Annotated in this window: 14 protein-coding genes and 1 tRNA gene; 2 read left to right on the forward strand and 13 right to left on the reverse strand. The window is 66.1% G+C overall.

Annotated features, from left to right (window positions below; all coding sequences use genetic code 11):
- Positions 1–3: 3 nt before the first annotated feature.
- The 10 genes from nuoF to EV667_RS12435 form a co-directional block, all read right to left on the reverse strand.
- Positions 4–1,305 carry an NADH-quinone oxidoreductase subunit NuoF gene (gene nuoF, locus EV667_RS12390; protein WP_131835648.1) on the reverse strand — a complete coding sequence of 434 codons (1,302 nt, stop codon included), beginning with the start codon at positions 1,303–1,305 and terminating at the stop codon, positions 4–6.
- 10 nt (positions 1,306–1,315) lie between these two features.
- Entirely contained in the window at positions 1,316–2,197 is an 882-nt protein-coding gene (gene nuoE / locus EV667_RS12395) for an NADH-quinone oxidoreductase subunit NuoE (protein WP_131835649.1), read from the reverse strand.
- 36 nt (positions 2,198–2,233) lie between these two features.
- Positions 2,234–3,433, reverse strand: a complete 1,200-nt coding sequence (locus EV667_RS12400) for an NADH-quinone oxidoreductase subunit D (protein ID WP_131835650.1) — start codon at positions 3,431–3,433, stop codon at positions 2,234–2,236.
- Between the two features lie 15 nt (positions 3,434–3,448).
- Positions 3,449–4,063: an NADH-quinone oxidoreductase subunit C gene (locus tag EV667_RS12405; RefSeq protein ID WP_131835651.1), complete on the reverse strand. Its 615-nt coding sequence runs from the start codon at positions 4,061–4,063 to the stop codon at positions 3,449–3,451.
- Between the two features lie 14 nt (positions 4,064–4,077).
- Positions 4,078–4,656, reverse strand: a complete 579-nt coding sequence (locus tag EV667_RS12410; protein WP_131835652.1) for a NuoB/complex I 20 kDa subunit family protein — start codon at positions 4,654–4,656, stop codon at positions 4,078–4,080.
- A complete protein-coding gene (locus EV667_RS12415) occupies positions 4,647–5,012 on the reverse strand; it encodes an NADH-quinone oxidoreductase subunit A (RefSeq protein ID WP_126281515.1) in 366 nt (121 codons plus the stop codon). The genes EV667_RS12410 and EV667_RS12415 overlap by 10 nt, the downstream gene beginning before the upstream one ends.
- A 465-nt stretch (positions 5,013–5,477) precedes the next feature.
- Entirely contained in the window at positions 5,478–6,896 is a 1,419-nt protein-coding gene (locus EV667_RS12420) for an alanine/glycine:cation symporter family protein (RefSeq protein ID WP_131835653.1), read from the reverse strand.
- 366 nt (positions 6,897–7,262) lie between these two features.
- Complete coding sequence (locus EV667_RS12425) at positions 7,263–7,535, reverse strand: hypothetical protein (protein WP_131835654.1); 273 nt, start codon at positions 7,533–7,535, stop codon at positions 7,263–7,265.
- A gap of 193 nt (positions 7,536–7,728) precedes the next feature.
- A tRNA-Asp gene (locus EV667_RS12430) sits at positions 7,729–7,805 on the reverse strand.
- A 100-nt stretch (positions 7,806–7,905) separates the two neighbouring features.
- Positions 7,906–9,015, reverse strand: coding sequence for an AI-2E family transporter (locus EV667_RS12435; protein ID WP_131835655.1), 1,110 nt, complete (start codon positions 9,013–9,015; stop codon positions 7,906–7,908).
- 254 nt (positions 9,016–9,269) lie between these two features.
- Here EV667_RS12435 and EV667_RS12440 point away from each other — a divergent pair, with 254 nt between their 5' ends.
- Together EV667_RS12440 and kdsA are read left to right on the forward strand one after the other, a co-directional pair.
- Positions 9,270–10,232 (forward strand): KpsF/GutQ family sugar-phosphate isomerase, encoded by a 963-nt coding sequence (locus EV667_RS12440; protein WP_245516123.1) that lies wholly within the window; start codon positions 9,270–9,272, stop codon positions 10,230–10,232.
- Between the two features lie 29 nt (positions 10,233–10,261).
- On the forward strand, positions 10,262–11,110 hold the full coding sequence (gene kdsA / locus EV667_RS12445) for a 3-deoxy-8-phosphooctulonate synthase (RefSeq protein WP_131835657.1): 849 nt from the start codon (positions 10,262–10,264) through the stop codon (positions 11,108–11,110).
- Positions 11,111–11,119: 9 nt separating this feature from the next.
- Here the strand turns inward: kdsA and EV667_RS12450 are convergent, their stop codons facing one another.
- From EV667_RS12450 to secF, 3 genes are read right to left on the reverse strand one after another with little or no spacing between them, the layout of a single operon-like run.
- The gene (locus EV667_RS12450) at positions 11,120–11,992 is read right to left on the reverse strand and encodes a phytoene/squalene synthase family protein (protein ID WP_131835658.1); all 873 of its coding nucleotides are present in this window, start codon (positions 11,990–11,992) and stop codon (positions 11,120–11,122) included.
- A 35-nt stretch (positions 11,993–12,027) separates the two neighbouring features.
- Entirely contained in the window at positions 12,028–12,405 is a 378-nt protein-coding gene (locus EV667_RS12455) for an Mth938-like domain-containing protein (RefSeq protein ID WP_131835659.1), read from the reverse strand.
- Between the two features lie 31 nt (positions 12,406–12,436).
- Entirely contained in the window at positions 12,437–13,402 is a 966-nt protein-coding gene (gene secF, locus EV667_RS12460; protein WP_131835660.1) for a protein translocase subunit SecF, read from the reverse strand.
- Between the last annotated feature and the right edge of the window lie 9 nt (positions 13,403–13,411).

Genomic DNA, 13,411 nt, shown 5'->3' on the forward strand with positions numbered 1-13,411 from the left:
CTCTTACTCCGCCGCCACCGGCACCGGGTCGGAATGCGGGTTCGCCGAATACTGGTCGATCCGCCTTTCGATCTCGGGACGGAAATGCCGGATCAGCCCCTGCACCGGCCACGCCGCCGCGTCACCGAGCGCACAAATGGTGTGGCCCTCGACCTGGGTCGTGACCTGCAACAGCAGGTCGATCTCGCGCTTCTGGGCCCGGCCCTCGACCATGCGGTCGAGCACGCGCCACATCCAGCCCGTGCCCTCGCGGCAGGGCGTGCACTGGCCGCAGCTCTCGTGCCGGAAGAAATAGGAGATACGGGCGATGGCCCGAACCACGTCGGTGGATTTGTCCATGACCAGCACGCCGGCGGTGCCGAAGCTGGACTTCACGGCGCGGCAGCCGTCGAAATCCATGATCAGGTCGCCGCACTGGTCGGCCGGGATGATCGGGCACGACGCGCCGCCGGGAATGATGGCGAGCAGATTGTCCCAGCCGCCGCGAATGCCGCCGCCGTGCTTGTCGATCAGTTCCTTGAACGGAATGCTCATCGCCTCTTCGACGACGCAGGGCGTGTTCACATGGCCGGAGATGCCATAGAGCTTGGTGCCCACATTGTTCGGCCGGCCGATGGAGGAGAACCAGGACGCGCCGCGCCGCAGGATGGTGGGCGCCACGGCGATGGACTCGACGTTGTTCACCGTCGTCGGGCAGCCATACAGGCCGACATTGGCCGGGAAAGGCGGCTTCAGCCGGGGCTGGCCCTTCTTGCCCTCAAGGCTCTCCAGCAGCGCGGTTTCCTCGCCGCAGATATAAGCGCCGGCGCCATGGTGGACATAGATGTCGAAGTCCCAGCCATGCACGTTGTTCTTGCCGATCAGCCGGGCCTCATAAGCCTGGTCGACCGCCGCCTGAAGGTTCTCGCGCTCCTGGATGAACTCACCGCGCACATAGATGTAGGCGGTGTGGGCGCCCATGGCGAAGCCGGCAATCAGGCAGCCCTCGACCAGATGGTGCGGGTCGTGGCGCAGTATCTCGCGGTCCTTGCAGGTGCCCGGCTCGGATTCGTCGGCATTGACGACGAGGTAGTGCGGGCGCCCGTCATTGTTCTTGGGCATGAACGACCATTTGAGGCCCGTCGGGAAGCCGGCGCCGCCGCGCCCGCGCAGTCCCGAGGCCTTCATATGCTCGATGATGAAGTCGCGCCCGGCATCGAGGAACAGCTTGGTCCCATCCCACGAGCCACGCTTGAGCGCGCCCTGCAGGCCCCAGTCGTGGTGGCCGTAGATATTGGTGAAGATGCGATCCTTGTCGGCAAGCATGGTTCGCTCCTCATTCCGCCTTGGGGTCCGCAGCCTTGCCGGCGATCGGCGGGGCGACGGGCTTCTTCGGCTTCTCCTTGTCGGCCTCGCCAGCGGCCTCGACTGCCTTGGCAGCGGGCGCGGCGGCGGGGGCCGGGTCGCTCTTGGGCGGGGGCGGCGGCGCGGCGGCCGCGGCAGCCGGCGGCGGGGCGTCCGGTGCCGCTTCGCCCTTGGCCTTGGCGGCAAGCGCCTCACGGGCAAGCGCAAGGCCAGCGCCCTGCCCGACCATCGACCCGTCGAACAGTTCCGGGGCGGTCAGCACCCGCAGCCCGGTGACGGGCGCCGAGGTGTGCCGACCATTTTGCGGACCGGGAGCCGGCGTTTCGCCGCGCTCGAACGCGTCGAGAATCTTTTCCAGATCTTCCGGCGTCAGGTCCTCATAGACATCCTTCCACACCTGGATCATCGGCGCGTTCACGCAGGTGCCGGCGCATTCCACTTCTTCCCAAGAGAAGTCGCCGCTGGCGGAGAGGTGGAACTGCTCGTCGTGAATACGGCTCTTGCAGACCTTGATCAGGTCGCCCGCCCCGCGCAGCATGCAGGGCGTGGTGCCGCACACCTGGATATGGGCGCGCTTGCCCACCGGCTGGAGCTGGAACTGGGTGTAGAAGGTTGCAACCTCGTAGACACGGATCGGTGCCATGCCGAGCATGTCGCCGACATAGCGCATCGCCGGCTCCGACACCCAGCCGCCCGCCTGCTCCTGCGCGCGCATGAGCAGCGGAATCACCGCGCTGGCCTGCCGGCCGGGCGGGAATTTCGCGATGGTCATCTCGGCCCAGGCGAGATTATCCCCCGTGAACACGAAGCTCTCGGGCTGAACCTCTTTTGGAGCAAGCCTACGGACAGACATGCCGTACCCTTCCGATCGAACCGCGTCCCCGAGGGATCAGCGGTCCACTTCACCGAACACGATATCCAGCGATCCGAGGATCGCCGAAATGTCCGCGAGCATGTAGCCGCGGCACAGGAAATCCATCGCCTGAAGATGCGCGAAGCCAGGTGCGCGAATCTTGCAGCGATAGGGCTTGTTGGTGCCGTCGGCGACGAGATAGACGCCGAATTCACCCTTGGGGGCCTCCACGGCGGCGTAGATCTCGCCGGCGGGAACGTGGAAGCCTTCCGTGTAGAGCTTGAAATGATGGATGAGCGCTTCCATCGAGCGCTTCATCTCGCCACGCTTGGGCGGCACGATCTTGTTGTCGACCGCCGACACCGGGCCGGCTTCCTTCAGCAGGCGCTCGCAGCACTGGCGCATGATTTCGGCCGACTGCCGCATCTCTTCCATGCGGATGCAATAGCGGTCGTAATTGTCGCAGTTCTTGCCGATCGGAATGTCGAATTCCAGCTCGTCATAGCACTCATAGGGCTGCGACTTGCGCAAATCCCACGCCGCTCCCGAGCCGCGCACCATCACGCCGGAGAAGCCCCACGCCCAGGCGTCTTCGAGGCTGACGATGCCGATATCGACATTGCGCTGCTTGAAGATGCGGTTGTCGGTGAGCAGGCCTTCGAGGTCGTCCATGAAACCAGGGAACGTGTGGGTCCAGGCGAGAATGTCCTCGACCAGCGCGCGCGGCAGGTCCTGATGGACGCCGCCGGGACGGAAATAAGCCGCGTGCATGCGCGAGCCGGAGGCCCGCTCATAGAACATCATCAGCTTCTCGCGTTCCTCGAAGCCCCACAGCGGCGGGGTGAGCGCGCCGACGTCGAGCGCCTGCGTGGTCACGTTCAGCATGTGGGAGAGGATGCGGCCGATCTCGGAATAGAGCACGCGGATCAGCTGGCCGCGCTTGGGCACGGTGATGTCGAGCATGCGCTCGATCGCCAGGCAGAAGGCGTGTTCCTGGTTCATCGGCGCGACATAGTCCAGCCGGTCGAAATAGGGGATCGCCTGGAGATAGGTCTTGGCCTCGATCAGCTTCTCGGTGCCACGATGCAGCAGGCCGATATGCGGGTCGACGCGCTCGACGATTTCGCCGTCGAGTTCAAGGATAAGGCGCAGCACGCCGTGCGCCGCCGGATGCTGCGGGCCGAAATTGATCTGGAAATTGCGGACGTTGGGGTCGATCTTGCCGGGTGCGTTCATCGCTCGGACCTCACCTCAGCCCGCCTTCGGGGTGGTTGCCTTCTCGTCGCCGGGGAGCACGTAGTCGGGCCCCTCCCATGGCGAGAGAAAGTCGAAGCTGCGGAACTCCTGCGCCAGCTTCACCGGCTCGTAGACCACGCGCTTGCGCTCGTCGTCATAGCGCACCTCGACGAGACCCGTGGTCGGGAAGTCCTTGCGCAGCGGATAACCGTCGAAGCCGTAATCGGTGAGGATTCGGCGCAACTCGGGATGTCCGGAGAACAGGATTCCGTACATGTCGAACGCTTCGCGCTCGAACCAGAAAGCGCCGGCAAACACGGACGTGGCGGAGGCAACCGGCGTCGTCTCATCCGTCTCGACCCGCACGCGGATGCGGGCATTCAGGGTCGGCGACATCAGGTGGTAGACCACGTCGAAGCGCTTCTCGCGCTGGGGCCAGTCGACGCCGCAAATGTCGATGAAGCTGACAAAGCGGCAGGACGGGTCGTCGCGCAGGAAGGTCAGCACCTTGATGACCTCGGGAGCCGACGCCACCAACGTCAGCTCGCCATAGGACATGATCACTTCCTCGACCGCGTCGGGAAGCGACTCCTTCACATGCGCGCCCAGCTCTTTCAGCGTCTCGTCCATATCGCCTCGAACCCTCAGCGCTCGATCGTCCCGGTGCGGCGGATCTTCTTCTGCAGCAGCAGCACCCCGTACAGCAGGGCTTCTGCGGTCGGCGGGCAGCCGGGGATGTAGATGTCCACCGGCACGATGCGGTCACAGCCGCGCACGACCGAATAGGAATAATGGTAGTAGCCACCGCCATTGGCGCAGGAGCCCATGGAGATGACGTAGCGCGGCTCCGGCATCTGGTCGTAGACCTTGCGCAGCGCCGGAGCCATCTTGTTGGTCAGCGTGCCAGCAACGATCATCACGTCGGACTGACGCGGAGACGCACGGGGCGCGAAGCCGAACCGCTCCACGTCGTAGCGCGGCATCGACGTCTGCATCATCTCGACCGCGCAGCAGGCGAGGCCGAAGGTCATCCACATCAGCGAGCCGGTACGCGCCCAGTTGATCAGGTCATCCGTCGCGGTGACGAGAAAGCCCTTGTCAGCGAGCTCCGCATTGACCTCGACGAAGAACGGGTCGGTGGCGCCGATCGGGCGGCCCGTATTGGGGTCGATGATACCCTTGGCCGCCGGGGCGACGAGAGGGCTATGCGCGCTCAATCCCATTCGAGCGCTCCCTTCTTCCACTCGTAGACAAAACCAATGGTGAGCACGAAGAGGAACACCATCATGGACCAGAAGCCAAAATTGCCGAGTTCCCCGAATGTGATCGCCCAGGGAAACAGGAAGGCGACTTCCAAATCGAAGATGATGAAGAGAATGGCCACCAGATAGAATCGCACGTCGAACTTCATGCGCGCGTCATCGAACGCATTGAAGCCACATTCATAAGCCGACATCTTCTCCGGATCGGGCCGGCTGAAGGCGACAAGGAACGGCGCAACCAGAAGGGCGATGCCGATGAATCCCGACACGCCGATAAAGATCACGACGGGCAGATAATCCTGAAGCAGGCTGCTCATGGATGGGATCCTCCCTCGTCAGGACAGGTCATCGGTCGTGCAATCGCAGTTGCGAAATATTCAAAGCACGCGGCAGGCTTATCGCACCGCCCGGACCGAGGCAAGGGCATCGGCCGGCAATCACGCAGGTCTGGTATACAGAATTCACACCTTGCGCAGGGGCACGGCGCGCACCGGCGTATCCCCCCGAAGGGACCCGTAAAATAAAGGCAAACAACAGGGATTGCCGCGCAATCGGCGGCAGCAACGCCCGGCCCGCGTGCAGGCAATTACCAAAGGCAGGCCGGCGAACGCGACGCGCCAAAGAACGGCGCCTCGCCCGGTGTGCGCATCGGCGCGCGCCGGGGCATCAGCCAAGCGGCGAGAGCATCGGCGACGCCATCCGCAAGCCACTTGCTACCCGCTGAGGCCGCCCAAGCCTTCCGCCCCCATCCGAAGGCCGAGGCGAAAGGAGCCCCCCTGCGCTCAGGGCCGGCTCCAGATATCGGCATCGATCTGGCCGGCGAGTTCGGGCATGGAAGCCGCCGTGAAGCGCGGCTTCTTGCCGGCCCGCCGCTGCTCCAGATAGTCGCGGGTCAGCCGCGACACGAGGCCCGACAGCAGGACGATGGCGATGAGGTTGACGCTCGCCATCAGCCCCATCGAGGCATCGGCGGCGTTGAACACGGTCGCCACCGATTCGTAGGCACCCCAGATCACCATGACGAGCACCGCCACGCGCAGCACCGCCCTGCCGGCATGCCCGCCTATGCCGAGATAGACCAGCGCCCCCTCGGCGTAGGAGTAATTGCCGATGATCGAGGTGAAGGCGAAGAAGAAGATCGCCACGGCGACGAAGTAGGTTCCGGCCGAGCCGATATGGTGCTCCATCGCCGCCTGCGTAAGCTGGGTGCCGGTGAGACCGGAGCCCGGCTCCAGCAGGCCGGAAAGCAGGATCAGGAACGCCGTCGCGGTGCAGATGAGGATCGTGTCGATGAACACGCCCAGCGCCTGCACGAAGCCTTGGCTGACCGGATGGTGCGGATCGGGAGTCGCCACGGCGGCAATGTTGGGCGCCGAGCCCATGCCGGCCTCGTTGGAGAACAAGCCGCGCTTCACGCCGTTGAGCATCGCCGCCGCCACAGAGCCGGCGACGCCGCCCGCCGCCGGGGCAAAGCCGAAGGCGCTGGCAATGATGAGCGAGAACATGGCGGGGACCTCGCCGATGTTCATCGCCACGGCAAAAAGCGCCATGCCGAGATAGCCCACTGCCATGAACGGCACGACAATTTCGGCGACGCGGGCGATAACGGCGATGCCGCCGAAGATGATGATGCCGGTGATGGCGGCAAGCACCAGCCCGGTGGCGAGCTTGGGTGCGCCGAAGGCGCCCTCCATGGCGTCGGCGATGGAGTTGGCCTGCACCGCATTGAAGATGAGGCCGAAGGAGAGGATCAGGCACACCGAGAAGATCGACCCGGCCCACGGCGCCTTGAGTCCCTTGGCCATGTAGAAGGCGGGGCCGCCGCGATAGTGGCCGTCCTCGTCCTTGATCTTGTAGAGCTGGGCGAGCGTGCTTTCGGCGAAGGCGGTCGCCATGCCGAGCGAGGCGACCACCCACATCCAGAAGATCGCCCCCGGCCCGCCGAGATAAAGCGCCACCGCCACGCCGGCGATGTTGCCGGTGCCGACGCGGGAGGCCAAGCTGGTGCAGAGCGCCTGAAACGGCGTGATGCCGGCATGGTCGGTTTCACTGGACCCGAGGACCGAGCGGATCATCTCGGGAAAATGCAGGATCTGCAGGAATTTCAGCCGGATGGTGAAATAGACCCCCACCGCCAGCAGACCGTAAATCAGCACATAGCCCCAGAAGACGGTATTCAGAAAGTCGATGATCGCGTCCATGGCCGCCTCGTTGAATCACCGTCCGAGTCGCGTATGCAGCTACCACGCTACACGAGCGGTCATGCCATTGTCACACGGTCAATGGACTCGGGATGCCGTGACGTTTCGAGAGCGCGGCCCCGGCTCGCGCCAGGGCGCTCGCCTCTTCGCGGCCTCTTGGGGCGGCAGCGGGGCCTTTTGGAGTTCGCGCATGGCCGCGCGACCGAGGGAAGCGCGGATTCAATGCGGGGCCGTGGCGGAGTCGACTCCCAGTAAGTGATTTTTCTGGACGGGGCCGGATAGCGGGCAGCGCGTGTTCGCGCTTCGGGCGGGTGGCCCCTGCCCCGGCTCATGCGTCGTCCGGCGTGTCGCCGACAATGCCAGGCGCTATTCCATGATCTGCGGCGTCCCGCAATTGGGCGGCGCGCAGTCGGGAAGCTTCATCTCGGCGTCCTTGCCCTCGGGCGGCGGGCCCGGCAGCGGCACCAGTTCGCCGGTTTGCGGCTGCGGCGCATCCGGACCGAGACTGTCGACATAGGGGTTGGGGGAGACTTGACCCGGCGGCGGGGTCATTCCGTCCTGGGCGAGCGCCGGCACGGCAGCGCCGGCCAGCAGCAGTACGGAAGCCAGAAGGCTGGCCGACGGAAATTCTTTCATCATGCGCCCTACCTCGCTCGCAACGCCTGACATGAACCTATCAGGCGATCCGCGTGCGCAAAAGCCGGCGCTGCGAGGAAACAGGACTGCGTTGGCGGCCGCTTCGATGGCGACAGCTTCAAAGCGACAAGGAAGGCTGGTGATCGCGAGACAAAACAGGGAAATCGTTCTCGCTCGGCCGCTCCATCACAAGGGATGGCGGGAGTGACGGGGCTCGAACCCGCGACCTCCGGCGTGACAGGCCGGCGCTCTAACCAACTGAGCTACACCCCCCGGCGCGGGTCCGAAGCAACGGCCCCGCAGCGAGTGGCCGGGTGTTAAGGCACGCCCCGGCGGGTGTCAAGCGTGGGGCCTCCCAAGCCTGTGAATAGTCTCAGCCCGGAAGCTGCGGACGGTTTTTGGTGAGCAGACTGTCGCCGAGCGCCATGGCGGCAATGAGCAGCGGCACCGACAGGAAAGTTCCCGCCGGTCCCCACAGCCACGTCCACAGGGCCATGGAAAGGAACACAGCGAAGGGATTGAGCGACACGCGCCGTCCGATGATCATTGGCGTCAGAAACTGCCCTTCTATGCTGGTAATGAACAGGAACGCCGCCGCCGGCAGCAGGCCCGGCAGGAGGCCGGGAAAGGAAACAATGCCGGCCATGGCGAGGATCAGTGTCGTCACCGCCGGCCCGACATAGGGCACATAGTTGAGCACGGCGGCCAACACGCCCCAGAGCAGGGGATTGGGCAGGCCAAGACCCCACGTCATCAGGCTGGTGGCGATGCCGAGGCCGATATTGATGAAGGTCGCGGTCACGAGATAGGCGCCAAGCCGTTCCTCGATCTCGCGGAACACCCGCAGCGCGGCCAGCCGCGTCTTGCGCGGGGTCATCACCTGCACCACCCGCCGCTTGATCTGCACGCGGCCGGCCAGAAAGAACAGCAGCGAGCCGAGAAACAGGATGAACTGGCCGATCACCGGCGTGACCAGCGCCACCACGCTGCCCAGCATCTGCGAGTCAGCCACCTCCACCACCATGGGCGGTTCGGCGACGCGGCCGATCGACTGGATCGATTCGAACACCGAGGCGAAGGTCTGCATCGCGGGCTTCAGCGAAGCGAATCGTTCGCGCAGCGTTTCGCCGATCTCCGGCGCCCGAGCGGTCCAGTCGGCGAGCGGCGTGGCCAGGGCAGCCGCAAGAGCATAGAAAAGCCCGGCAATGCCGGCGACCATCAGCATCGAGCCCAGCCAGGTGGGCACCCCCCGGCGTGACAAGCCCTCGATTGCCGGGCCGATCACGCTGCCGATGATAATGGCGGCGACGATGGGAACCAGCACCGGGCGCGCGGCGACCAGGGCCGCGCCGACCACCACCACGGCGATGGCGACTGCCGCCACCTGCGACAGGCGCCGCCACAGCCACTCATTGCGCTTTTCCGTGACCACGACTTCCGCAGAGGCCCCCGTCCCGCCAGCCCCGTCGCGCCCCATATTCATTCTTCTGCCCTCTAGCCGCGGCCATCCGCGCCACCCAACGTGCGGGAGGTATCGGCGGTTCCGTGCGCCACTCCTGCTCCGGGGGTGGCTCTTCCATTGCATCGCGGGCGTTTGGCGACTATTGACGCCCTGCGTGGCGCTGAAGGGTGTCCGGGCTCAGCGCGCCCGGTCGCCAGGAGCAAGGGAGACTAACCTTGGGCACCGCCCAGCCTCAGACAAACTCCGCCACAGCCGCGCCCCCGCGGGACGACCGATTGCGTGCGCAGGTGCTGCGCACCCTCGCCATCGAGGCGAAGGGTCTGGCAGCGCTCAGCGCTGCGATCGAGGCGCAACTCGGCGACGCGGTGGAAAACGCCATCGGGCTGATCGAGGGCGCGCGCGGCCGCGTCATCGTCACCGGCATGGGCAAGAGCGGCCATATCGGGCGCAAGCTCGCCGCCACCTTCGCCTCCACCGGCACGCCCGCCCTGTTCCTTCACGCTGCCGAGGCCAGCCATGGCGACCTCGGCATGGTGACGCCGGACGACGTGCTGCTCGCCATATCCTGGTCGGGCGAGACCGCCGAACTCGGCGATATCGTCCATTATACGCGCCGCTTTGCCGTGCCTCTGGTCGCCATCACCTCCAGCGCCGAGAGCACTCTCGGCCGTGCCGCCAATGTGGCGCTGGTGCTGCCGCGCGTCGAGGAAGCCTGCCCGAACGGCCTCGCCCCCACAACCTCCACCCTGATGCAACTCGCCATTGGCGACGCGCTGGCGGTGGCGCTGCTGGAGCGCCGGGGCTTCTCCGCCTCCGATTTCCGCGTGTTCCATCCCGGTGGTAAGCTCGGCGCGCGCCTGCTGAAGGTCGCCGACATCATGCACCAGGAGGCGGAAATGCCGCTGGCGCGGCTCGGCACGCCGATGAGCGAGGTGCTGATCGAAATCACCGGCAAGCGCTTCGGCTGCTGCGGGGTTGTCGACGGCTCGGGCGCGCTGGCTGGCATCGTCACCGATGGCGACCTGCGCCGCCACATGAGCGACGCGCTTCTGGTCACGCCGGTCGAGAAGGTGATGACGTCCTCGCCCTTCGTCGTCGATCCGCAGGAACTCGCCAGCGCCGCGCTGGGCCTGATGAACCGGCGCCCGGTACCGATCACGGTCGTCTTCGCTGTGGCGGATGGCAAGCCGGTCGGCATTCTCCACATTCACGACATCCTGCGCGCCGGCGTCGTCTGACCCGAGCGCCCGATTTCAAGGAACATCTCATGAGCGGCTCAGGCGCCAATTCCGTGGTCACCATTGGCAATGTGCGGTTCGGCAACGACCTGCCGCTGGCGCTGATCGCCGGCCCCTGCCAAATGGAAAGCCGCGACCACGCGCTCGAATGCGCCGCCGCGATCAAGGAAATCGCCACCCGCCTAGGTGTCGGCGTGGTGTTCAAGGCCTCGTTCGACAAGGCGAATCGCACCTCGATCAAGGGCGCGCGCGGCATGGGTATGGCGGCCGCCCTGCCCGTCTTCGCGGAAATTCGCGAGCGCTACTCCATGCCGGTGCTGACCGATGTGCATGAGAACGACCAGTGCGCACCCGTCGGCGAAGTGGTCGACATCTTGCAGATTCCCGCCTTTCTCTGCCGCCAGACCGACCTGCTCATCGCCGCTGCCGCCACGGGACGGGTCGTCAACGTGAAGAAGGGCCAGTTTCTCGCGCCTTGGGACATGAAGAACGTCGTCGCCAAGCTCATCGAGGGTGGCAATCCGAACGTGCTGGTGACGGAACGGGGCGCCTCCTTCGGCTACAACACGCTTGTCACCGACATGCGGGCGCTGCCGATCATGGCGGAGACTACCGGCGCGCCGGTGATCTTCGATGCCACCCATTCGGTGCAGCAGCCGGGCGGACAGGGCACCTCCTCGGGCGGACAGCGCGAATTCGTTCCGGTGCTGGCGCGGGCGGCGGTGGCGGTCGGCGTTGCCGGCGTGTTCATCGAGACCCACCCCGATCCCGACAAGGCCCCCTCCGACGGCCCCAACATGTTGCCGTTGAACGAGTTCGAGGCCCTTGTCGCCCGCCTGCAGGCATTCGACCGGATAGCGAAAGACCGCGCCGGCTGAGCGCGGGCTTCAGGCTGCGCGGGCTACCCTCCGCAGCATCCCCGCGCCGCGCCAGAGCCGCCACAGGCGGGAGAGCGCGGGTGCGACCGGGACGACAGCGAATGGGTCGTGCGGCCGCTCCATGCGGTCGAGATCGCCCGGCACCAGGATCAGCGGCAGGAAGGCCGGCAATTCGGCCGGGTCCACGCCCGCCAGCGCCGTCATCGCCGCCCCGTAATGCCGGCGCGCCAGAGCGCGTAGCGTGGCGAGAACTTCGGTGAGCGCCGGACTGGCGTGTCCCGAGACCGCGTCCTCGCGCGTCAGTCCGTGGGCGTTGAGCAGATCGAGCGGCACATAGCACTGGCCGCGCCGTGCATGGACGGGAAAGGCCCGCAGGAGCCCGGTCACCGCATAGGCCACCCCCGCATGGCCCGCCGCCTCGGCGGAGCCCGCGCCTTCCTGCGGCGCCAGCACCAGCGTGGCGAGCCGGATCAGCGCCGAGGAGGTCTCGCCGGCATAGCCTTCGAGGTCATTCACCGTCGGCATCGGGTCGTCATAGAGATCGAATTGCCGAGCCTCCAGCAGCGCCTCCAGGCTCGCACGCGGCAGGCGGTGGGTCTCGATGGCCTCCAGCAACGCCGCCGCCACCGGGTTGGCGCGCACGTCGCCCCGCGCCCCACCGGCCAGCGCCTCGCGCCACCAGTGCAGCCGCACCTCGCCGGCAAGCGGGGTGGTGATCGCCTCACGCACCCGCGACACCTCGACGTTGAAGGCATGCAGCGCGAACAGCGCCCCCCGACGCTCGGCGGGAGCGAACAGGTCGGCGACATAGCGGTCGCGGTCGAGATCGCGCACCAGCGCCGCGCAATACTCCGTGTCCGTTGTCAGGCTCGGCCGGCTCATGTCTCGGGTCCGAAAGGGTTTGCGGCGCGGTGGCGTCAGGGCAGCGCGAGAAGCGCGGCGGCGACCGCACGGCCTTCCGCCAGAAGCACATTATAGGTCGAGGCGGCCGACCGTGTAGGGAGGGTGTCCACCGACACACCGGCATCGCGCAATTGCCAGCGCAAGGCGTCGGGCAGCGGCCATGGGTCGGGGCCGGTGCCGATCAGCAGGAGTTCGATGCGCCCGGCCTCGGCCAGCACGCGCGCCAGCGCCTCCGCGTCGATTTCCGCCGGCACACGCGGCGCCCACGCGTGAATGCCGGACGGCAGCGCCAGGATGGAGCCCGACGACGCCATGCCGGCAAAGTGGAACGCGCCGCGGCCGTAGCCGTCGATCGGCACCTGAGTAGGCAGGTGGGCGTCCGGCATCGCCATCAGCCCATCCTCCGGACCGGCACGCCCGCGCTCACGGCGCGAGGCGTTCCGCCTTGGAGTTGGCGCTCTTGGCTTCCTTCTCCGCCTTCTCCGCCATCGCCCGGGTCGAAACACCGAGATAGATCAGCAGAGGCGACGCGATGAAGATCGAGGTGTAGGTGCCCACCAGCACCACGCCGAACATCATCGTCACCGAGAAAGAGTGAATCGCCCGGCCGCCGAACAGCACCAGCGCCAGCAGCGCCAGCGTCACTGTCACATGGGTGATGACCGAGCGCGACAGGGTCGAGTTGATGGAAGCGTTCAGCAGTTCGTCCGTCGGCATTTTCTTGTAGCGCCGCAGCATTTCGCGGATGCGGTCATAGATGACGATAGTGTCGTTCAGCGAGTAGCCCAGAATGGTGAGTAGGGCGGCGACGCTGGTCAGGTCGAAGTCGATCTGGAAGATCGCCATGAACCCGATGGTAAGCACGATATCGTGGAAATTGGCGATCGAGGCGCCGAGCGCGAACTGCCACTCGAAGCGGAACCAGAGATAGATGAGGATGCAGACCACCGCCATCATCAGCCCGACAATGCCGTAGCTGAGCAGTTCCTGCGACACGCGCGGGCCCACCACCTCGATACGGCGGTACTCGACCCCCTCGCCGAGCGCCGCCCGCACCTTGCTGACCACCTGCTGCTGCGCCTGCTCGCCGCCTGGCTGCTGGGCGACGCGGATCAGCACCTCGCCCTCGCCGCCGATCTCCTGGATCTGCACCTCGCCAAGATCGAGCGACTCCAGCCGGGAGCGGACATCGGCAATGTTCAGCGTGTTGTTGGCGTAGCGCACTTCAAGCAGCGTGCCGCCCTTGAAGTCGATGCCGAAATTCAGACCCATGGTGAAGAACGCCACCAGCGCCACGATCGACAGCAGGGCCGAGATCGGGAAACTGATCCGCCGGAAGCGGATGAAGTCGAAATTCGTGTCGTCCGGAACGATGCGGAGCAGACGCATGGAGATGCT

The sequence above is a fragment of the Ancylobacter aquaticus genome (genome assembly GCF_004339465.1).
In the GTDB taxonomy this organism is placed as follows: domain Bacteria; phylum Pseudomonadota; class Alphaproteobacteria; order Rhizobiales; family Xanthobacteraceae; genus Ancylobacter; species Ancylobacter aquaticus.

Coding starts and splice junctions, on each gene's coding strand:
- EV667_RS12410 (WP_131835652.1), bottom strand. CDS start 4,656: ATGGGATTGAGCGCGCATAGCCCTCTCGTCGCCCCGGCGGCCAAGGGT.
- EV667_RS12405 (WP_131835651.1), bottom strand. CDS start 4,063: ATGGACGAGACGCTGAAAGAGCTGGGCGCGCATGTGAAGGAGTCGCTT.
- EV667_RS12455 (WP_131835659.1), bottom strand. CDS start 12,405: ATGGCGATGCCGGACGCCCACCTGCCTACTCAGGTGCCGATCGACGGC.
- EV667_RS12425 (WP_131835654.1), bottom strand. CDS start 7,535: ATGATGAAAGAATTTCCGTCGGCCAGCCTTCTGGCTTCCGTACTGCTG.
- nuoF (WP_131835648.1), bottom strand. CDS start 1,305: ATGCTTGCCGACAAGGATCGCATCTTCACCAATATCTACGGCCACCAC.
- kdsA (WP_131835657.1), top strand. CDS start 10,262: ATGAGCGGCTCAGGCGCCAATTCCGTGGTCACCATTGGCAATGTGCGG.
- EV667_RS12415 (WP_126281515.1), bottom strand. CDS start 5,012: ATGAGCAGCCTGCTTCAGGATTATCTGCCCGTCGTGATCTTTATCGGC.
- EV667_RS12400 (WP_131835650.1), bottom strand. CDS start 3,433: ATGAACGCACCCGGCAAGATCGACCCCAACGTCCGCAATTTCCAGATC.
- nuoE (WP_131835649.1), bottom strand. CDS start 2,197: ATGTCTGTCCGTAGGCTTGCTCCAAAAGAGGTTCAGCCCGAGAGCTTC.
- secF (WP_131835660.1), bottom strand. CDS start 13,402: ATGCGTCTGCTCCGCATCGTTCCGGACGACACGAATTTCGACTTCATC.
- EV667_RS12420 (WP_131835653.1), bottom strand. CDS start 6,896: ATGGACGCGATCATCGACTTTCTGAATACCGTCTTCTGGGGCTATGTG.
- EV667_RS12435 (WP_131835655.1), bottom strand. CDS start 9,015: ATGAATATGGGGCGCGACGGGGCTGGCGGGACGGGGGCCTCTGCGGAA.
- EV667_RS12450 (WP_131835658.1), bottom strand. CDS start 11,992: ATGAGCCGGCCGAGCCTGACAACGGACACGGAGTATTGCGCGGCGCTG.